Here is an 18868-nt window from a genome sequence, read left to right on the forward strand (position 1 = left end):
TGGGACCGACGAGCGACAAAAGGTAAACGTCCCGGCGTCGTAACCGCCGACAATGGAGGTCGAAGAGAGCGTCTCCGGCTTCAAAGTTCGTGGGAGTTGGGGAGACATCGTCGAGCACGGTGAACGGCTCACTCGCGCGCTGAAGGACATCGCCGACGAGGGACAGGCGGTTGACGAGGCCACCCTCGAAGAGTGGGACGAGTGGCGTCCGAAGGCCGACGAACGGCTCGGCGAGGACGTCAACGAAAAGACCGCCGAGAAGGCGAGCGTCTCCGAGGGTGAAGGAGAGAAAGCGGGCAAGGGCCCCGACGAGGACCTGAAGACGGCCGGCGAGAAACTCGCGGAGTCCTACGACAGCCTCGAAAAGCCCGAGGAGGCGGTCAACGAGTGGCGGAAGTCCATCAACTACGTCGCCCGTGCCGCCGACTCCGCGACGCGGAAGGCCCTCCGGAAAGTCGAGGGTAGTGTCTACAAAAACGTGATGACGCAGGTGTCGCCGTATTACTTCGACAACGAACTCGTGAGCGCGAACCTCTCGCGGGCCGACACCGACGACTACGTCTTCGAGGTGAACGTCAACGACGACGACCTGAAGATTCGCGTCTCGAACAAACTGGCCGACTACGAGACGTCGGTCGACCGCTGGCACGTCGACACGCCGAAGGACACCGACATCGCCGAGGCCGTCGAGGGCCACGCCCCGCCGGAGGACGAAGAGACCCACGGCGAGTCCGAACCGACGAAGAACTAATCGGCGGCGTTACTCCAACTCGATTTTCCGAACGAACGGCAGCGACCGAATCTCGTTTATCAACTCGCCGTCGAGCGATCCGTCGGTGACGATGTACAGTTTCGGCTCGTCGGTGAACTCGGGGTCTTCGCTTATCGTCTGTCGAATCGAGATGCCGTGGTCGGCGATGCGGCCCGTCACCTCGGCGACGATGCCGGATTGGTCGGCGTCGCCGACGCGGACGGTGAGCACGGTCAAATCGAGTACCGGCGCGAGGTCCATCAGCGACGGAATCGCGGAGATGTTCTGGAAGATACGCCGGAGTTCGTCGTCAGCGAGGATGGCGTCGGTCGTTGCGTCGACGACCCGCCGGTCGACGTCGATTTCGCGGGCGATGCCCGTGTTCGGGATTTCGATGCCGCCGGAGACGACCCGGCCGTCGTCGTTGACCGAAAAGCCACGCTCCAAGAGGAGTCGGATGACAGCCTGTTGGCTCGGGCTGTCTTCGAACTTTCGCATGATTTCGTCGAACATACACGCTTCTCGGGGGCGGAGGTGTTGTCAGTTACGCCACTCTATCCGAGGGGACGGACTTTTTGTCGCCGACGGTGGAGTTCGGGTATGGTCCTCTCGGAACTGTTCGACGAGATGCCGTTCAACGACCGACTCGGGATCGAACTGCTGGACGCCGAGGACGGTCACGCAAAGGGAAAACTGGAACTCTCCGCGGAGCACTCCTCGAACCCGAACACGATGATTGCCCACGGTGGCGTCACCTACGCGCTTGCGGACACCATCGCGGGTGCGGCGGCGGTCTCCGCGAACTACACCGTCACGCCGACTATCGACATGCGAATCGATTACCTCTCGCCGGCCACCGGCGGGACGCTGTACGCCGACGCGGAAGTCATCCGAAACGGCAACAACGTCGCCACCGTCGAGGTCGACGTTACCGACGAGGGGGGGACCGACATCGCCACCGCTCGCGGGACGTACAAGACCGGTGGCGGCGACGGGTCGTCGGCGTGGCGCGGCGAGTCCGACGACGGATAGCCGACCTGTCTAGTCGTCTGCGGGAGCCGGACTCCCCCCCTCGACGCTCGTGTCGTGGACGGTGCCGTCGTCGTTCCAGCCCCGGAGGTCGTAGTAGTTCGACAACTCCTCGTCGAGGCCCTCCAGTTCGTAGGGGAGGGCGTCGTCGTCGCCGCGGTCGAAGCCGCGCTGATTGTTGAAGTGGCGTTCGAGTTCGATGATGCGGCCGCCGACCTCCTGAAGCGTCTCCCAGTCGGTGCCGAACAGCCGCGCATAGCGGTCGTGGTCCATACTCGAGAAGGCGAACTTACAGAGGACACCGGAGTCGTGGACGGCGTTTTTGTTCTCCATCTCGATGAGCCGTTCGGATTTCCCCTCGACGCCGTCGGAGTCGAGCGCCTGGTCCGGCGCGACGAGCGGATATTCGAGTTGGTACATCTCGGCGTACATGTGGTCGGCGCCGCGATTCGAGGTGGCGAAGGACAGTCCCTGTCCGTTCAGCGTCCGGCCGTCGTGGGCGGCGAACTCCATGCCCTTCATCGTCCAGTTGTCGACGCCCAACTCCTCGTGGAAGCGGTCGATTCCCTCCGCGAGGGTGTCGCCGACGCCCTCCCGGAAGGCAATCTTCTCGATGAGGTCGTGGATGAGGTCGGTCTTGCCGAACTCGTCTTCGGCGGCGAGGTAGGCCGCAATCGAGTCGCCACAGGAGATTGTGTCGAGTCCGTACTGGTCACACAACTCGTTGGACTTCATGATGGCGACGAAGTCGTCGACGAGGGCGTTCGAGCCGAACGACATCATCGTCTCGTATTCGGGGCCCTCGGTTTCCAGTCCGGATTCCTCGTCGCGGGTCGGCAGTTTACACGCGAAGGCACACGACGAACACGTCCCCTTCTTGTATTTGTGTTCGATGACGGCGGCCGAACCGATGTCATCGACCCCGTCGTAGCGCAGCTCCTCGAAGTACTTCGTCGGGAGCGCGCCGACGGCGTTGGCGTAGTCCGAAACCGAGACGGTGCCGGCGTCTTTCATCGGACTGCCGGATTCGGAGGCCTCCTTGTGAATCTCCATGACGAGTTCCTCGTCGATACCCTCGATTTCGGGTCGGGAGTCGCCGTCGAAGGTGAGGAACTTCACGTTCTTCGCGCCGAGGACGGCGCCGAGGCCACCGCGACCGAAGGCACGGGACTCGCTCGTCATGATGGAGGCGAATCGCACCTCGTTTTCGCCAGCGGGGCCGACGACGGCGGTGTGTTCGTAGTCGAGACCGGACGACTCCTCGATGTACTCGGTCGTCTCCTCGACGGTCGCCTCCGCGAGGTCGGGGACGGCCTCGAACTCGACGCCCTCGTCGGTGACGTGGACGCCGACGAGTTCGTCGCTCGCGCCGGCGATTTCGACCGCAGCGTAACCGGTGTCGACGAACGGCCGGGACATGAAGCCGCCGGCATTCGACGACAGCAGGCCGTCGGTCAGCGGCGAGAGGCCGGTACAGGACATCCGACCGGTGTAGCTCATCATCGACGTTTGCAGCGGCCCCGTTGCGAACACCAGTCTGTTCTCGGGGCCGAGTGGGTCGGCGTCGTAGGGGATGCGGTCGTGGGCGAGTTTCGTCCCGACGCCGCGGCCGCCGACGAACGCCTCCAGTTCTTCGTCGATGTCTTCTTCGGTCGTCTCCTGTCGTCCGACGTCGATAGACAGAAGCGGGCCCTCGGTGTGAATCATAGTCTATCGTCTAGGCGAGAGCGGACCCCTTAAACGGTGTGCCACGAATCCTCGGGGGGTTAATCCCCACGACAGAGGTCCATCGCTTCCCGGACCGCGTCGTGTTCGCCGATGAGGGTGATTTGGTCGCCCTCCTGAATCTCGTAGTCGGGTTCGGGGACGAAGGTTTCGTCCTCGTGGGAGATGAGAACGATGAGACAGCGCCCCGGCAGTTTCGGACCGACCTCGCTGATGGGTTGGCCGACGAAATCGCTGTTGCCGACAGTCACTTCCTGTACGTCGCCTTCCACACCGATTGAACTGGACCAACTGGCCAGCGCCGGTCGCTCGATGGCGTTGTCCATGGCCTGGGCCGTCGCCAGCGTCGAGGAGATGGTGTCGACGCCCAACTCCTCGAAGGCCTCGACGTTCTCGGCGTCGTTCGCCCGGCAGATGACGCGTTCGACGTCGAACTTCGTGACGGCGAGTTGGCCGACCAGCAGGTTCACCTCGTCGTTACCGGTCGCCGCAACGACCGTCGAGGCGTTCTCGACGCCGGCCGACCGGAGGGTGTCGATTTTCGTCCCATCGCCGATGTGGACGGTGAACCCATCGTTGCGGGCCTGTTCGACTGCTTCGTCGTCGTTCTCGATGATGACGACGTTCTCTCCTCTGTCTTCGAGGCGGGTGGCGACCTCTCGGCCGACCTGTCCGCCTCCGATTACGAGTACACGCATTGGTATCACGTCGAGGTATTCCGCGATGTGACGGGCGAACCCGCCCTGCAAGACGACCGTCGCGAGAATCACGAGGAACACGGTCCCGACCAGAAGCGTCGCGTTGGCCTCCAGTTGGGCGGCCCGTGCGATTTGTCCGGCGGCCTCTGCCTCCTCGGCGGCAGTCTGGAGTTCGATGGCGAACAGCGTCGCAACCGACGCGGGGATGATGCCCCGCGGCCCGACGAAGCCGACGAACAGTCGTTCGGGGCGAGTGAAGTTGCCGCCCACCGTCGAGAGATACACCAACAGCGGTCGGATAACGAACGCGACGGCGACGACGACGGTGATTCCGCCGATGCCGAGCGCCAGCAGGTCCTCGAGTTCCAAAAGCGCCGCCAAGGCGATGAAGACGAACGACAGCACGATGAGCGTGATGTCGCCTTTGAACTCGGAAATCTGTTCTTCGTAGGGTATATCGAGGTTTCCGAGGACGATGCCGGCGGTCGCGACGGCGGCGACGCCCGCCTCGCTGGCGAGGGTCTCCGCAGCGCCGAACGCGACGAGGGCGCCGGCGAGGACGACGAGTCGGGCGTTCCGAGGAGCGTCTCCCGGCGAGAGGTCGATGTATCTCAGCACGAACCAGACGACGGCGGCGACGGCGGCCCCGATGAGGATGCCGCCACCGAGGCGCTCGATGAACAACCCGAAGAAGGCGCTCAGGGTCGGGTCTTCGAGGCGAATCACTTTGAACACCACGATGGCGAGGATGGCCGCGGTCACGTCGTTGACGATGCCTTCCGTTTCCAGTGCGACCTGTACCCGGTCGCGGACAGGGACGACAGCGAGAATGGGCGTGATGACCGTCGGGCCGGTCGCTATCAGGAGGGCTCCGACGAGAAACGCGATGCCCCAGTCAGCCCCGAGAGCGAACCGGACCGCGACCGCCGTCCCCAACAGCGCGATGACCGCGCCGATAGTGACCAAACGGAGGCTCTCGCTCGTGGCCTGTCGAAGTTTCTCTATGCGGAGGTGAAACGCCCCCTCGAAGACGATGATGGCGACCGACAGTCCGACGATGGCCGGGAGCGCCCCGAAGGAGTCGCTCGTTATGATGCCGAGTCCCTCCGGGCCGAGTCCGATACCAGCGGCGAGTAAGAAGACGATACTCGGCACTTCGAAGCGATCTGCGAGCAACTGTGCGCCGACGCCCAGCGCGATAATCGCCGCTACGAGTGGAATCAGTTGACTGGACACGGTTCCTCCGTCATCGACTTACCGGTTCACGGCCGCGGCGAATAAATCCCCGGGACACCGTTGGTGTCGACGGTTCACTCGCCGTCCTCGGCCCGTTCGTCGAGGTAATGGAACACGCCTCTGACGTTCATCGCCACTTCGCCGTCGCCTTTCTTTTGGCCCCACACCTCGCCGATGTCGCTCTCGTCGACGAAGTGTTCGATGACCGCCGCGTCGTCGTCCAATTCATCGCGTTTCTCGGCGACGCGTTCGACCCACTCGGTGATGACGCCGACGTACTCCGAGAGTCGCTCGTCGGTCGCCGCCGGGCCGAAGTGGGCATAACACAGCGTTTCGGGGTCGATTCGGGCAATCATCCGTGCGTCGGCGACGACCTCCTCGAGATCGAACCCCGGCGGCGGCGAGGTCTCCCGGATGGACTCGTATTCGGGCACGTAGATGCCCGCAGCGTCGGCGGTGAACACGACGCCGTCGTCGGGTTCATGGAAGACGGCCTGGTGGAAGGCGTGGCCGGGAGCGTAGTGGGTCTCCAGTTGCCGGTCGCCCAAATCGATGGCGGTACCGTCGTGAATCGGCTCGATACGGTCGACCGGAACCGGCTTCGGTTTCGTGTAGTACTCGATTTGCTCGCCGACGGCACTCTTGGTCCCCTCCCAGATGGCGTCGGGGTCCGAGAGGAACTTCGCGCCCTTTTCGTGGACGTACACGTCGGCGTCGGTTTCGGCGGCGAGAAAGCCCGCTCCGCCCGCGTGGTCGAGGTGGACGTGGGTGACCACTATTGCTTCGAGGTCGGCCGGCGCGATGCCGACCGACTCCAGTGCGGCCAGGATTCGCTCGTAGTTCGTCCCGATGCCCGTATCGACGATGGCCGGGCGTTCGGCGTCGAGGATGTACACCGACCCGTACTCGGGGGTGTCGTACATGCCGGTGTCGACGTAGTAACAGTCCGACACCGCACTCACTTCGTACACGTCTCCGATTCCCATACCGGTATCTCGGAGCACAGGAGCAAAAAGCCCAACCCCTGCGGTTTCAGAGCGACCGCTGGAGCGCCGACCACAGCGTATTCTGTCGCTTCTGTAACACCGTAATCGGCGAGGCGACGCTGTACTGGCCGTCGGCGTTCTGCTCGGCGATGCCCTCGCTCTCGAAGTCCTCCAGCGTCGACCGGACGGTGTCCTCAGACAGCACCATTCGGCCGGCGATGGTCTCGGGGGTCCCGCTGCCGAGCGTCTGGACGGTGAGATACACCGAGACGCGCTGTGGTGATTCGAGGACGCTCACGAGCAGTTCGTTGACGAGGTTCCCGCCGGCGGATTTCGCCGAGGGTTCGGTGACGACCATCTCGTCTTCGGTGAGCGGTTCGGCCTCCTCCAGTCGCTCTTCGAGCGCCGAGACGGCCGTCTTGCGGTTCTTCCCCTCGCGTTCGCGTTCGAGCAGTCGTTCTAGGGTTTCGGGTTCGGCGATGTCGTCGGCGAGGTCGGTCAACTCCGCGACGGTGTAGTCGGCGGGGTCGACGTCGACGAGGTCTTCTTCGGTGATTTCGTCGTCGGTGGTGAAACTCACTTCGCCGTATCCCTCGACCTGAAGGCCGACCTTGAGTTCGTGGACGCCGAGGCGGAGCCGGTCGCGGTCGAGCACCATCTGGACGGTTTCGGCGAGGTCGAGTTCGAGTGGGTCCTCCGGAGTTATCTCGTCGGCTCGATACTGCTCGTCTTCCGACAACTCCACCGTAATGTCCCCCTGTGAGACCTCCTCCTCGTCGAGGGCGACCAGCGTAATCCCTTCGAACTCGGCTTCGATGAGCCGGTTCTTCAACTCGAACTCGACGCCGCGTTCGGTGTTCTCGAGGCTCTCCCAGGTGAAGAGCCGCTGGAGATACTGCTCTATCATACGCGGGCCAACACGTTCACGACACTTCGGTCTGTCGTCAACCCGACACGCTCGGTGTCGCGTTTACTCGGCGAAAGCGGCCGGGAACCGGTCGCACGCGACCGACACGACTTTGCCCGGGCCTGCCGAACCGCCGACAAATGCTATCGAGGCAGTTCGTCCGCGAGAACACCGAGGAGGTCCGGCGGGCGCTGGAAACGAAAGGCGTCGACGTCGACCTCGACCGAATCCTCGAGGTCGACGAGGAGTGGCGACAACTCAAGGCGAAAGGCGACGACCTGCGTCACCAGCGCAACGAAGTCTCCAGTCAAATCGGCGAACTGAAACAGGCCGGCGAGGAGGAGAAAGCCCAGGCCGCAATCGAGGAGTCCCAGGAACTGAAGGCCGAACTCGAAACCGTCGAGGAACGCGCCGAGGAACTGGAAGCCGAACTGGAGGCGGCGCTGCTTGAGATACCGAACGTCCCCCACCCCGACGCCCCCGTCGGCGAGGACGAATCCGACAACGTCGAAGCCGACCGCTGGGGCTTCGAGGACCGACGGGAACTGCCCGATGAGGTCGTCCCTCACTACGACCTCGGCGAGGCGTTGGACATCCTCGATTTCGAACGCGGCGCGAAAGTGACCGGCGGCGGCTTCTACTTCGCGAAAGGCGAGGGCGCCCAACTGGAACACGCCCTCGTGCAGTTCATGCTGGAGACCCACCGCGAGCAGGGGTACACCGACGTGTTCCCGCCGATTCCGGTCAACTCGGCGTCGATGCGCGGCACCGGCCAGTTCCCGAAGTTCGTCGAGGACGCCTACCGCATCGGCGGCGACAACGACGAGGACTACGACGACGACGACCTCTGGCTGTTGCCGACCGCCGAGGTGCCGGTGACGAACATGTACCGCGACGAGATTCTGCTCGACGACGACCTCCCAATCAAACACCAGGCGTACTCGCCGAACTTCCGGCGGGAGGCCGGCGAACACGGCACCGAGACGCGTGGCATCGTCCGCGTCCACCAGTTCAACAAAGTCGAGATGGTGAACTTCGTCCGCCCCGAGGAGAGCTACGACCGACTGGAGGGACTCCTCGATGAGGCAACCTCCGTGCTGGAAGCGCTCGGCCTCCCCTACCGCGTCCTGGAGATGTGTACCGGTGACATGGGCTTCACACAGGCGAAGAAGTACGACGTGGAGGTGTGGGCGCCCGGCGACGACATGGAAGACGGTCCCGAGGCCGGCGGTCGGTGGCTGGAAGTCTCCTCGGTGTCGAACTTCGAGGACTTCCAGGCCCGGCGAGCAGGAATCCAGTACCGCCCCGAACAGCACGAATCGGCAGAGTACATCCACACACTCAACGGCTCTGGAGTGGCGGTGCCGCGGGTCGTCGTTGCCATCCTGGAGTACTACCAGAACGACGACGGCACCGTCGACGTGCCCGAACCGCTCCAGCCGTACATGGGTTGCGAGGTCATCGAGGGTCACGACGCCGTCGGCGAAACCGCGGTCGGCGACGGCGCCTGATTACCGGGGTACCGGCCGGGCACACTCACCACAGAACGTGTACTCCTGACGGACGTCCTGTCCGCAGTGTCGACAACACCGGACGGCCGTCCCTTCGAGTTCGCATTCGATAGTCGCTTCGACGTCGGGTCGACCCCACTCGCGACGCCTGTCAAGAGGGGTCAACGCATCCGCCTCTCGAACCAGCGGTTCGAGGAGAAAGGCGACGACGACCGCAAGTGAGACGGCGACAGCCACGCTCGGAAGCATCAGTTCACCGTCGGAACTGGATGCAGTTAGCGGCCCTGCCGCTGCTGTACGGCCTTATTTGTTAGCCGGACGGCGGCCGAACCTCACAGCGGGTGTTCGTCGGTGTACGTTTGGATGTCGGCGATGGCTCCCCCGTCGATGTCGAAAGTATCCACGAAGCCGAACCACACCTCGCCGTCGGCCCGGAGCAGTCGCCCCTCGGCGGCGACGCGGCCGCCCGCTTCCGTGCTGTACACCGCATCGAGTACGTGTTCGGTGTCGGTTTCGGGGCGCTCTTCGCGCATGAACTCGACGAAGCGGTCCCTGCCGGAGAGCGTCCGGTCCGGGCGCTCGTGGACGAACCCCTCGGCGAGAAGCGACTCGAGCGTCTCGTAGTCGGCGGCGTCGATGCTTCGGTAGTACTCCCGCGTGAGGGCAGGGCCGTCCATACCGACAATGGAGTCGGCGCCCGGAAATATCCCGTCGGTCGCTCGGCGGGCGATTTTGAGTCAGTCGAGCGGTTTCGCGTACGTGACCTGTTTCGCATCGTACCCGGCGTTCTCGTAGAACGCCCTCGCGTCGTGGTTTTCGAACTCCGCCGAGACGTCGAGGTAGTCACAATCCTCTGTCGCCGCCAGTGTCTCGACTCGCTCGAGCAGTTTCGTGCCGTAGCCCCGTCCCCGGAACGCTTCTTTGACGTAGAGGTCAGTCACCGTGGCGTATTTGCCCTTCTCGCGTGTGGGTCGCTCTCCGAATTCGACGGCGACGAAGCCGACTTCCGCGCCTTCGTCTTCGAGCAGGAAGACGGTCCGTTCTTCGTCTTCCAGCAGTGATTCGAACTCTTCGACAGCCATTTCTACGGCGTCGTCGGTCAACGCGTTCAACTCGGAATACCGCTCCATCCGTTCGGCGAGTGGATGCCAGAACGTCTCCGCGAGCATCGCCACTTCGCTCGCTTCGGCTTCGCGTATCCGCATACGTCCACCGTTCGGTAGCGTCGACAAAATACTGTCCATGGGCCTAACCTCGGCACGTGACACTCACTCCACGAGCGTGACGTTCTCGGCCAGCCACGCTTCGGCGTCGTCCAGCGCCGCGGTGTCCTCGGCGGTGAGTTTCAGCCGGTTGTGTCCCGCCTCGCGGTCGGGATAACAGCCGACCTTCACGCCGAAGCGCTCCCGCGTCTCGTCGAGTCGCTCGATGAGATTCGCCTCGGGTTCCTCGGTGTAGAGAAACCGCGACTCCACGTCGCCGTCGAACTCGCCGGCCACGTCCTCGAACATCTCCTCCATCTCCGAGGGGATGCCCGGCAGAACGTAGACGTTCTCGACAACACATCCCGGCGAGAGGCCGGCACGGTTGAGAAGCGGCCGGGCGCCTTCCGGCAGCGACGCCTCCGCGGATACGTCCACGTCGAGGTCCGGATAGTCGCCGGCGATGGCCTCGAGCGTCCGTTCGAGGTCCTCGCGTGCCAGGTCGTTTTCGACGAGCGGGAGGTCGAACGCCGCCGCGACGCCGGCCATCGTCACGTCGTCTGGCGTCCCGCCGAGACCGCCGGTGACGACGACGACGTCGAAGGAATCGCTGTACTCCCGTGTCGCCGCCGCGATGACGCCTTCGTCGTCCGGGACGGTCAGTATCCGTCGGATGGAGACGCCGCGGTCGCTCAACTCGGCCGCCAACCACGTCGCGTTGGTGTTTTCGGTGTCGCCGTCGAGCAACTCGTCGCCGACAGTGAGTATCGCCGCCTGCATGGAGCGTACGTCGCTGGCGATTCGGATATGCCTTCGCTCTCATGACTGACGTGGGCGCCCGTTCGACGCTCGGACCCGAACCAATATCATTTAGCGAAAAGTACTTTTGAGTGTTCGGTCGCCCCGCTACGAGCATATCCCTCGAATCCACTCACAATGGTTGACCCCATCTTCGCAAGTCGGCTCCAGTTCGCTCTGACGACCATCGTCCACATCGTCTTTCCCGTAATGAGCATGGGCCTCGCGCCGTTTCTCGTGTACTTCACGTGGCGTGAGATACGGTCCGGGGAGGCGATATACGAGCAACTACGCCGATTTTGGACGCGCATCTTCGCCGTCAGTTTCGTCGTCGGTACCGTCACCGGAATCGTCCTCGAATTCGAGTTCGGGACGAACTTCGCGGCGTTCTCGACGACTGCGGGCGAACTGTTCGGCGGCCCCCTCGCTTTGGAGGGGATGATGGCGTTCATGCTCGAAGCCACGTTCCTCGGCGTCTTCGTGTTCGGTCGCGAACGCGTCAGCGACGCCCTGTACATGATTTCGGCGGTGGCCGTCGGTCTCGGGACGTGGCTGTCGGCCGTGTGGATTCTCATCGCGAACTCGTGGATGCAGACGCCTCGCGGCTACGAGTTGGTGATGGAGGGTGGTCAACCGATTGTCAGACTCGTCGACCCCATCGCGGCGTATCTCAATCCGCGTTTCTTCTGGATGTTCGTCCACATGCAGAATGCCGCCGTCGAATCCGTCGCCCTCGTCATGGCCGGCCTCGGCGCGTACTTCGTGTTCCGACACCACGTCTGGGGGAACCCCGTCCGACACGTCGGGTTCTGGGAGACGACGCTCAAGTTCGGGCTCATCGCCCTACTCATCACGGCCCCGTTGCAGGTGATTCACGGCGACCTCTATGCTCGACACGTCTTCGAGACCCAACCCCAGAAGTTCGCCGCGATGGAGGCCGTCTGGGAAACCGATTCCTACGTCCCCGAGTACATCATCGCGTTCCCGACGAGCATCGAGAACCTCCTCGACCCGCGGGCGAAGGAGATTTTCGGCATCGGTATCCCGGGCGGCGCTTCGTGGCTCGCCAGCGGCGGCGACCCGCAGGCGACGATACGGGGTCTCGAAGAGTTCGAGGGGCCACAACCCCCCGTCGCTATCGTCTTCTGGGCGTTCCGCGCCATGGTCGCACTCGGCTTCTGGTTCATCCTCCTTGCGGTGTGGGGGAGCTATCGCTGGTGGAGCGGCGAACTCTACGAGGACGACCTGTTACACAAGGCGCTGATGGCGTCGACGCCGCTCGGCATCATCGCCGTCGAACTGGGATGGGTCGTCACCGAAGTCGGCCGTCAGCCGTGGGTCATTCAGGGCGTCCTGAAGACGTCGGACGGCGTCTCGCCCGGCCTCACGGGTACGGAAGCGACGATTACACTCGCCGGGTTCGTCGTGGTGTATCTCGCCTTACTCACACTGTACGTCTACGTTCTCGTCCGCATCGTCCGTGCGGGGCCACCGTCTCGTGACGACCTCAGGGCAACTCCGGAGCAACCGGGTTCGGACACCACTCCCGAGGTGAGCACGGATGACTGATGTGGCCTCGTTGGCCGGTGGGCCGCTGCTCGGCCTTCCGCTCGCCGAACTGTGGTTCGTTCTGCTGTTTTTCATCCTCGCGATGTTCCTGTTTCTCGATGGGTTCGATTTCGGCGTCGGCGCACTGTTTGCGACCCGCGACGACGAGGCCGAACGCGAACAACTCCTCGCGGCTATCGGCCCCTTCTGGGACGGAAACGAGGTGTGGCTGGTCGTCTTCGGTGGGGCGATGTTCGCGGCGTTTCCGGCCGTCTACGCGAACCTGTTCAGTCGCCACTACCTGTTGATGTTCGCTATCCTCGGGGCGCTCATACTCCGTGGTCTCGCCCCCGAGATGTACGAACAGCGCCACGACGAGGCCTGGAAACGCTGGTGGGGCCGGGCGTTCGTCGTCGGAAGCCTCACCGCGCCGTTCTTCCTCGGGATGTTCACCGCCAACTGGATGCTCGGCGAGACGGCGACGCTCACGGTCTCCGGCGTCGTTGTCGGCCTGGCCGTCGTCGCACTCACGGTCGTCGATGGCGTCGCTTTCCTGCGGTTGAAAACCCGTGGTCGCTTACGCGCGGACCTTCGAACGGCCGGCTATCGCGCACTCGCGGCGTATCTCGCCTTGGTCGTCGTAGCCCTCGGCTACGTGGCAGTCACGCGCCCTGCGCTGCGCTCGGCGCTTTCCTCGCCGGTCGTCGTAGCCCTCGTCGCCGTGACGCTCCTCCTCGCTGGCGTGTACGCCGTCGCTACGCGGAGCGACCGCTACTACGCCGCATTCGGCGCTGCCGCCGGGCTGGTGTTCGCCCTCGTTGGCATCGTCGCCGGGTTACTGTACCCGAGTATCGACCCGGCGGGTGGCCTCACCGTCGAATCGGCCATCGTCTCGACGCTCCCGCTCAACCTCATGTCCATCGGGGCCGCGCTTCTGCTCCCGTTGATTTTCGGCTACTTCGTCGTTCTCTACTCGGCGTTCAGCGGCCCAATCGAAGCGGGGGAGGCGTACTGATGGATTCCGCTTCGCTCGTCGACGCGCCCCCGCGACTCCTCTCCCGTGTGCTGGTGACGTGGCTCGAACTCACCGTCGTCGGAACGACCGGCGGCGCTATCGGCGCGACAATCGGCGGGCCACCGGGGTTCATCGCCTATCTCGCGACGACGCTGCTGTCGGTCGGAATCGTTCTGTACAACGTCAACGAACTCGTCAAAGGCTGGTTGCGCGCGACCGGTGTCGTCGACGAATCCGTCGCAAACGATGTGACTGATACCGACGAAGAGTAGTCAGGCGACTCCGAGACGGAGTTTCGAGAGGAATCAGGTCCGGGTGCGGGAATTGAACCCACGTCCCAGCCACCACAAGGCTGGAGGATACCACTACCCCAACCCGGACACGCATTCGTAGTTATCCCGCTGTGACGGATATACGTTTCGACTTTCCCAACCCCGTGTAACCCTCCCGCACGGTGTTTCGAGTCGCTTTTCAGCGCCGACGACGTAGGGCGGCCAACGTGGCGATTACGGACAAAATCTACGTGAAGAACCACCGGCAGTTGGCCTCTCAACTGGATACGTCGTTCCCCAAGAGTGCCTTCTCCGGGGCGACGCTGGACATCCTCTTTTCGGGCGATGGCATCGCCAAACTCGACGACGCCTCCCGGGATCGCGTGTTGGAGTTCGCCGAGGACTTCCTCGACTGTGACTGCCAGTCGAACCCCCACTGTGGCTGTCCCGAGCGGAAGTTCATCGCTTACCTGCTGGAGTTGCGGGCGCAGGGACTCGGACCGGACGCCATCGTCGACGTGATGGGCGACGACTACATGGTGTATGCGTATCCGGGCGACGTGCTGTCGTTTCTCGACAGCGGGGTTCGGACGCTGGAGGCGGCCGAACAGCTGGCCGACGTGGACGGACGGGACGACGCGGAAGCCGAGATTCGCAGAAAGCGCAGAGAACTGTCGGGGTAGCGGCGTCGGGCGTTAACCGAGGCGGAACGGCTCTTCTTCCTGTTCGTCGCCGTCGAGGTCCTCCAGTTGGATGACCTCCTCTTCGTCTTGCTCTTCGACCTTCTGGCTGAGTTTCGTGACGTACTGTTTGTACTCGTCGAGCTGTTCGCGGAGGTGTTCGGCTTCGAGTTCGAGTCGTTCGTGCTCGCGGACGAAGCTCTTGGGCACCTCGACTTTCGGGGGGAAGCTCTCGGAAGCAGAGGACGTTTCCGTGGCACTGCCGCCTTTCAGTTCGTGTTCGGGGACGACCCGAACCTGGCCGTCGTGGGCGACGAGCGTGTCCACGTAGTCGCGGAACACGGCCGAAAGCGAGATGTCGCGCTCTTCGGCTATCTCCCGGAGGGTCTCGAAGGCGTCCTCGTTGACCCGAAAGGAGATGGTCTTGTTCTTGTTGCCCATATTGGCCCTAGCTGGTTCGTCCACGCATATAAGCGTTTGTCAGACGCACGCACGCCACCGGTCGGTCGGGCGTTCCGACGGGCGTCTCACGCTTTATGCGGCGTGACCTCTTCGATGGGCTAACGAAAAGGCCTATCCCGGCGACTGACCCACTGTCGGGTAATGACGGTCGACCTCGCCTTCGACGAGCAGGAACTGCTTCCAGCGGTCGCACAGGACGCCGACTCCGGCGACGTGTTGATGCTCGCCTACGTCTCCGAGGAGGCGCTGGAACGGACTCGGGAGACGGGGTATGCCCACTACTACTCCCGAAGCCGTGACGAACTGTGGAAGAAGGGCGGCTCCAGCAGCCACACCCAACGCATTGAGGAGGTCCGGGTCGACTGCGATGGCGACGCGCTGCTGTACGTCGTCGAACAGGAGGGCGGGGCGTGTCACACCGGCTACGAGAGCTGTTTCCACCGGACGCTCGATGGCGAGGTCGTCGGCGACCGAGTGTTCGACCCCGATGATGTCTACGACGAGTGACCACGACGACGCGGCCGCGGAACTGGAGGCCGCCGCCGAACGGGTTCGAGAGCTAGAGCAGAGTCTCGAACTCGACGAGGCTGACCTCGATGCGGTCGCCGACGCCTACGAGTCGGTCGCGACGGTGTTGGACCGCTGGGAGGAGCGCGCGACCGACTGGGACGACTTCGAGGGGTACGTCGAGTTCCGCAACGACATCTCGGAGACGCTGGAGTCGATTCCCGAAGACGTTCCCGAGAGCGAGGCGTTCCTCGAGGCCGACGGCCACGTCAAGACAAGCGGCGTCACCGGGTCGCTGAAGACACGTGACTTCGAGGCCGCCCGCGAGGCGCTCGCTCCGGCGCGAGAATACGCGGCGACGCGCGAGGAACTGACCGACGCGCGAAGTCGACATCGTGAGGCCTACCGCGCGGCCCGGGACCGACTGACGGAACTCGCGGACCGAATCGACGACCTCGAACGGCTGGTCCGACTCGGTGAAGCGGACCTCGACGCTCCAATCGAGGAACTCCGAGAGCCCATCGAACGATACAACGACGGCGTCGCCGACGATTTCGCCGCCTTCCGACGGGACGCGTCGGCCCGCGAGTTCCTCTCGTTTATCGCGACAGCGGCCGACTACCCGCTGGTCGAGTTTCGGTGTCCGCCGACGGAGCTACTGGAGTACGTCCGAGAGCGGCCCGCCGGCGAGCATTCGGTCCCCGACCTCATCGAGTACGCCGACTACTCGCCGTCGAAGCTCTCCCACTACGTCGACGACGCGAACCTGTTGAAGCGCCGAGTCGCGACGAACCGGACGTATCTCGATGGACTGTCGGCCGACCCGCTTTTCGTCGAGTGGCCGCCCGCCGAGACCGAGGCGCTTCGGTACCGCGCCGAGGAGTTGGTGTCGCTCGTCGACCGCTTCGCCGACGAGGAGACGGTCGCCGCACTCCGGGCGGTTCGGGAATTGACGCGCCGCGATGCCTATGAACGGCTCCGAACGGCCGCCGTCGCCCGTTCGGAGTTGGACGACGACGAGCGCACACGCATCGAAAACGGGACCATCGAGTCGGAACTCGAAGTCGCCCGAGAGGAGCGCGGCCGGCTCGAGGAGGCACTCGACGCCCACGCGCCGGCGTAGTCAGGCGCCGTCTCTCGCCTCGACCATCTCGGTTTTGACTCCCTCAAGTAGCGACGTCGCTCGCTTCTGATTTTGGGCCTCGGCGTACAGTCTGACGAGCGGCTCCGTCCCGCTGGGGCGGGCCAACACCCATGCGTCGCCGTAATCGAGGCGGTAGCCGTCGATGGTCGTCAACTCGGCGTCGGCGTCGTCGGCGTGTCGCTCGGCGGCCGCGAGCATTGCCGTGCGGCCGGCCTCGTCCTCGTAATCGAGGTTCGCCCGAACGTTGGCGTAGCCGCCGTGGGATTGGGCCACCGCACTCGCGGGGCGGTCGGCGAGCAACGCGAGGAAGCGCGCGGCGGTGTAGGCGCCGTCGCGGGCGATGCGGTAGTCCGGAAAGAGGATGCCGCCGTTGCCCTCGCCCGCAATCGGGACCGTCCTGTTCTCTCGTTGAAGCTCTCGGATGCGACTGATGATGTAGGTACTGCCGATTGGAGTCAACTCCACGTCGGCGCCGGCGTCGTTGGCCACGTCCACCAGTCGCTGAGAGACGTTGACCGCAGAGACTGTCACGTCGCCGGCTTCCAGCTCGGCGGCGGCGAGTGCCGCGAGAGCGGTGTCGCCCTCGATGTGCTCGCCGTGTTCGTCGACGAATATCGCGCGGTCGGCGTCGCCGTCGTGGGCGATGCCGACGTCGGCGTCGGTCGTTCCGACGAGTCGCCGCAGGTCCGCGAGGTTCGCGGCGACGGGTTCCGGGTTCCGGCCGGGGAAGTGGCCGTCGGGTTGGGCGTTGACGGTGACGACGCGACAGCCGAGTTCCCGGAAGAACTCGGGGCTCGTCAGACAGCCGGCGCCGTGTCCGGGGTCCAGCGCGACCGTGATGTCGGTGTCGGCGATTCGTTGGCGGAGTCCCTCGGAGTCCAATCTATCGAGTAACGCGTCGACGTAGCGACCGGGAGCGTCGTCGACCTCCCGGTGGGTTCCGATGGCGTCGTAGCCGACAAGCGTAAAATCCTCCGCGAGGAGGCGCTCCTCGACTCGCTCCAGCGTCGATTGGGGCAACTCAACTCCGTCGGCCCCGATGAGTTTCATGCCGTTGTACTCCGGTGGGTTGTGACTCGCGGTAATCACGACCACGGGAACGCCGGTTCGTTCGGCGTAGGCTTGGGCGCCCGGCGTCGGCACGATTCCGAGGCGGTGTACGTCACAGCCGATGGCGGCGAGGGCGCTCGCGGCGGCGTCGGCGAACAGTCGACCGGTGGTTCGTGTGTCACGAGCGATGGCGACCGATTCGGTATCGAGCTGGGTACCCGCAGCAGCGGCGACTTGCCCGACGAACGGCGGCGTCAATTCCTTGCCTGCGACGCCACGGACACCACTCGACCCGAACACCTGCATACCTGTCCCCTTGGCGGGCGGCGGCAAAGGGGTTCCGACAGCGGCCGCTGGCGTCGGGATGAAGTGGAGGAACGGTCCTTCCAGAGGCACCGCAGCGTCAGGGGGACCTACCTATCCCTGCGCAGTCGGGGGCCTTCACGTTACGCGCCGCACGCTGTTTCGAGGGGTCGAACATATTTCGATGCTCGAAACATCGATTCGATGCGTACCCATTTATTAGTACAGTTCGTTAGGGAGCGATATGGACGAACTCGACCGTGACGTATCAGCGGTCGCGAACGTACTCGCCAAGCGAACGCCGCTGTTGACGGCACTCGCTGACGGGCCGATGGACCAGCGAGGACTGCGTGAGGAACTCGGTGTCTCGCGGTCGACGGTGTACAAGTCACTGAAAGAACTCGAAGACAAAGGGCTGGTCGAACAGCGCGCCGGCGGCTACGGTCTCACCGGTTTCGGGCGCCTGGCGTGGCAACGACACGACGCGTATCTTGCTCGACTCGAACGGCTGACCGACGCCGAACGACTCCTGAACAGCCTGCCGGTCGACCGCCAGTACCCGCCGTCGCTGTTCGAACGGGGCCACATCGTCGCGCCGGGGAGACACGCCCCCGAGCGGCCGCTCGAGCGGATGGAATCGCTCGCAGGGGCGGCCGAGCGGCTCCGGTGTCTCTCGCCGGCCGGGATGCCGCGATATCTGGAAGTCTCTCACGAACGGGTCGTGGCGACCGACCAGACGGTGACGCTCGTCATCGAATCGGCTGCACTGTCGCGGTTGGCCGACAGCTACGACCGCTTCGATGCGGCCATCGAACAACCCGGGTTGAACGTCAGAACCGCCGACGAGGAACTCCCGTTTGCAATAATGCTGTTCGACGACGACGTAGTCGGCCTGTTTGCCTACGACGACGGGTCGCTGCTGGGAGCGGCGTTCAGTTCCGACGACGACGCCGTCCAGTGGGGACGGACGGTCTTCGAGCGGGTACACGACCGCTCGGAACCGGTCGAACGCTCGACGCCTATATAAACGCTTTCGACCCTTCG

At 64.2% G+C, this 18868-nt stretch carries 21 protein-coding genes and 1 tRNA gene; 10 read left to right on the plus strand and 12 right to left on the minus strand.

What is annotated here, in order from left to right; translation table 11 throughout:
* Nucleotides 1–52 precede the first annotated feature (52 nt).
* Nucleotides 53–751 carry a DUF5828 family protein gene (locus NMP98_RS16455; protein ID WP_254858942.1) on the plus strand — a complete coding sequence of 233 codons (699 nt, stop codon included), beginning with the start codon at nucleotides 53–55 and terminating at the stop codon, nucleotides 749–751.
* Nucleotides 752–760: 9 nt separating this feature from the next.
* On the opposite strand, the gene trpY is transcribed toward NMP98_RS16455, so the two are convergent.
* The gene (gene trpY, locus NMP98_RS16460; protein WP_254858943.1) at nucleotides 761–1264 is read right to left on the minus strand and encodes a TrpY family transcription regulator; all 504 of its coding nucleotides are present in this window, start codon (nucleotides 1262–1264) and stop codon (nucleotides 761–763) included.
* Nucleotides 1265–1351: 87 nt separating this feature from the next.
* Between trpY and NMP98_RS16465 the strand changes: the two genes are divergently transcribed.
* Nucleotides 1352–1783 carry a PaaI family thioesterase gene (locus tag NMP98_RS16465; RefSeq protein ID WP_254858944.1) on the plus strand — a complete coding sequence of 144 codons (432 nt, stop codon included), beginning with the start codon at nucleotides 1352–1354 and terminating at the stop codon, nucleotides 1781–1783.
* 9 nt (nucleotides 1784–1792) lie between these two features.
* Here the strand turns inward: NMP98_RS16465 and NMP98_RS16470 are convergent, their stop codons facing one another.
* The 4 genes from NMP98_RS16470 to NMP98_RS16485 all read right to left on the minus strand — a co-directional run bounded on the left by NMP98_RS16470 (nucleotide 1793) and on the right by NMP98_RS16485 (nucleotide 7332).
* Nucleotides 1793–3487, minus strand: coding sequence for an aldehyde ferredoxin oxidoreductase C-terminal domain-containing protein (locus NMP98_RS16470; protein ID WP_254858945.1), 1695 nt, complete (start codon nucleotides 3485–3487; stop codon nucleotides 1793–1795).
* 59 nt (nucleotides 3488–3546) lie between these two features.
* The gene (locus tag NMP98_RS16475) at nucleotides 3547–5439 is read right to left on the minus strand and encodes a cation:proton antiporter domain-containing protein (protein ID WP_254858946.1); all 1893 of its coding nucleotides are present in this window, start codon (nucleotides 5437–5439) and stop codon (nucleotides 3547–3549) included.
* Nucleotides 5440–5513: 74 nt separating this feature from the next.
* Complete coding sequence (locus NMP98_RS16480; RefSeq protein WP_254858947.1) at nucleotides 5514–6425, minus strand: MBL fold metallo-hydrolase; 912 nt, start codon at nucleotides 6423–6425, stop codon at nucleotides 5514–5516.
* 46 nt (nucleotides 6426–6471) lie between these two features.
* On the minus strand, nucleotides 6472–7332 hold the full coding sequence (locus tag NMP98_RS16485; protein WP_254858948.1) for a hypothetical protein: 861 nt from the start codon (nucleotides 7330–7332) through the stop codon (nucleotides 6472–6474).
* 140 nt (nucleotides 7333–7472) lie between these two features.
* Between NMP98_RS16485 and serS the strand changes: the two genes are divergently transcribed.
* A complete protein-coding gene (gene serS / locus NMP98_RS16490) occupies nucleotides 7473–8843 on the plus strand; it encodes a serine--tRNA ligase (protein WP_254858949.1) in 1371 nt (456 codons plus the stop codon).
* Here the strand turns inward: serS and NMP98_RS16495 are convergent, their stop codons facing one another.
* The 4 genes from NMP98_RS16495 to NMP98_RS16510 all read right to left on the minus strand — a co-directional run bounded on the left by NMP98_RS16495 (nucleotide 8844) and on the right by NMP98_RS16510 (nucleotide 10825).
* Complete coding sequence (locus NMP98_RS16495) at nucleotides 8844–9092, minus strand: hypothetical protein (RefSeq protein ID WP_254858950.1); 249 nt, start codon at nucleotides 9090–9092, stop codon at nucleotides 8844–8846. It abuts the gene before it with no gap.
* An 83-nt stretch (nucleotides 9093–9175) separates the two neighbouring features.
* A complete protein-coding gene (locus NMP98_RS16500) occupies nucleotides 9176–9520 on the minus strand; it encodes a nuclear transport factor 2 family protein (RefSeq protein ID WP_254858951.1) in 345 nt (114 codons plus the stop codon).
* Between the two features lie 60 nt (nucleotides 9521–9580).
* Nucleotides 9581–10048 carry a GNAT family N-acetyltransferase gene (locus NMP98_RS16505; RefSeq protein WP_254858952.1) on the minus strand — a complete coding sequence of 156 codons (468 nt, stop codon included), beginning with the start codon at nucleotides 10046–10048 and terminating at the stop codon, nucleotides 9581–9583.
* A gap of 63 nt (nucleotides 10049–10111) precedes the next feature.
* Nucleotides 10112–10825: a competence/damage-inducible protein A gene (locus NMP98_RS16510; RefSeq protein ID WP_254858953.1), complete on the minus strand. Its 714-nt coding sequence runs from the start codon at nucleotides 10823–10825 to the stop codon at nucleotides 10112–10114.
* 156 nt (nucleotides 10826–10981) lie between these two features.
* Here NMP98_RS16510 and NMP98_RS16515 point away from each other — a divergent pair, with 156 nt between their 5' ends.
* Genes NMP98_RS16515 through NMP98_RS16525 form a run of 3 tightly spaced genes read left to right on the plus strand, consistent with a single transcriptional unit; the run spans nucleotide 10982 to nucleotide 13678 of the window.
* Nucleotides 10982–12412, plus strand: coding sequence for a cytochrome ubiquinol oxidase subunit I (locus tag NMP98_RS16515; protein WP_254858954.1), 1431 nt, complete (start codon nucleotides 10982–10984; stop codon nucleotides 12410–12412).
* Complete coding sequence (gene cydB, locus NMP98_RS16520) at nucleotides 12405–13406, plus strand: cytochrome d ubiquinol oxidase subunit II (RefSeq protein WP_254858955.1); 1002 nt, start codon at nucleotides 12405–12407, stop codon at nucleotides 13404–13406. Before NMP98_RS16515 ends, cydB begins: the two co-directional genes overlap by 8 nt.
* On the plus strand, nucleotides 13406–13678 hold the full coding sequence (locus tag NMP98_RS16525) for a hypothetical protein (RefSeq protein ID WP_254858956.1): 273 nt from the start codon (nucleotides 13406–13408) through the stop codon (nucleotides 13676–13678). Before cydB ends, NMP98_RS16525 begins: the two co-directional genes overlap by 1 nt.
* Nucleotides 13679–13715: 37 nt before the next feature.
* On the opposite strand, the gene NMP98_RS16530 is transcribed toward NMP98_RS16525, so the two are convergent.
* Nucleotides 13716–13786: transfer RNA gene (locus tag NMP98_RS16530), tRNA-His, on the minus strand.
* 119 nt (nucleotides 13787–13905) lie between these two features.
* Between NMP98_RS16530 and NMP98_RS16535 the strand changes: the two genes are divergently transcribed.
* On the plus strand, nucleotides 13906–14361 hold the full coding sequence (locus NMP98_RS16535; RefSeq protein ID WP_254858957.1) for a DUF5814 domain-containing protein: 456 nt from the start codon (nucleotides 13906–13908) through the stop codon (nucleotides 14359–14361).
* A gap of 12 nt (nucleotides 14362–14373) precedes the next feature.
* Here the strand turns inward: NMP98_RS16535 and NMP98_RS16540 are convergent, their stop codons facing one another.
* Nucleotides 14374–14799, minus strand: a complete 426-nt coding sequence (locus tag NMP98_RS16540; RefSeq protein ID WP_254858958.1) for a DUF8146 domain-containing protein — start codon at nucleotides 14797–14799, stop codon at nucleotides 14374–14376.
* Nucleotides 14800–14961: 162 nt separating this feature from the next.
* On the opposite strand from NMP98_RS16540, the gene hisI reads away from it, so the two are divergent.
* Nucleotides 14962–15327, plus strand: coding sequence for a phosphoribosyl-AMP cyclohydrolase (gene hisI, locus NMP98_RS16545; protein ID WP_254858959.1), 366 nt, complete (start codon nucleotides 14962–14964; stop codon nucleotides 15325–15327).
* On the plus strand, nucleotides 15311–16450 hold the full coding sequence (locus NMP98_RS16550) for a DUF7118 family protein (RefSeq protein WP_254858960.1): 1140 nt from the start codon (nucleotides 15311–15313) through the stop codon (nucleotides 16448–16450). Before hisI ends, NMP98_RS16550 begins: the two co-directional genes overlap by 17 nt.
* Here the strand turns inward: NMP98_RS16550 and glmM are convergent, their stop codons facing one another.
* Nucleotides 16451–17827, minus strand: a complete 1377-nt coding sequence (gene glmM / locus NMP98_RS16555) for a phosphoglucosamine mutase (RefSeq protein ID WP_254858961.1) — start codon at nucleotides 17825–17827, stop codon at nucleotides 16451–16453.
* A 241-nt stretch (nucleotides 17828–18068) separates the two neighbouring features.
* On the opposite strand from glmM, the gene NMP98_RS16560 reads away from it, so the two are divergent.
* A complete protein-coding gene (locus NMP98_RS16560; protein WP_254858962.1) occupies nucleotides 18069–18851 on the plus strand; it encodes a helix-turn-helix transcriptional regulator in 783 nt (260 codons plus the stop codon).
* Nucleotides 18852–18868 lie beyond the last annotated feature (17 nt).

It is taken from the genome of Natronomonas gomsonensis (assembly GCF_024300825.1).
Lineage (GTDB): Archaea > Halobacteriota > Halobacteria > Halobacteriales > Haloarculaceae > Natronomonas > Natronomonas gomsonensis.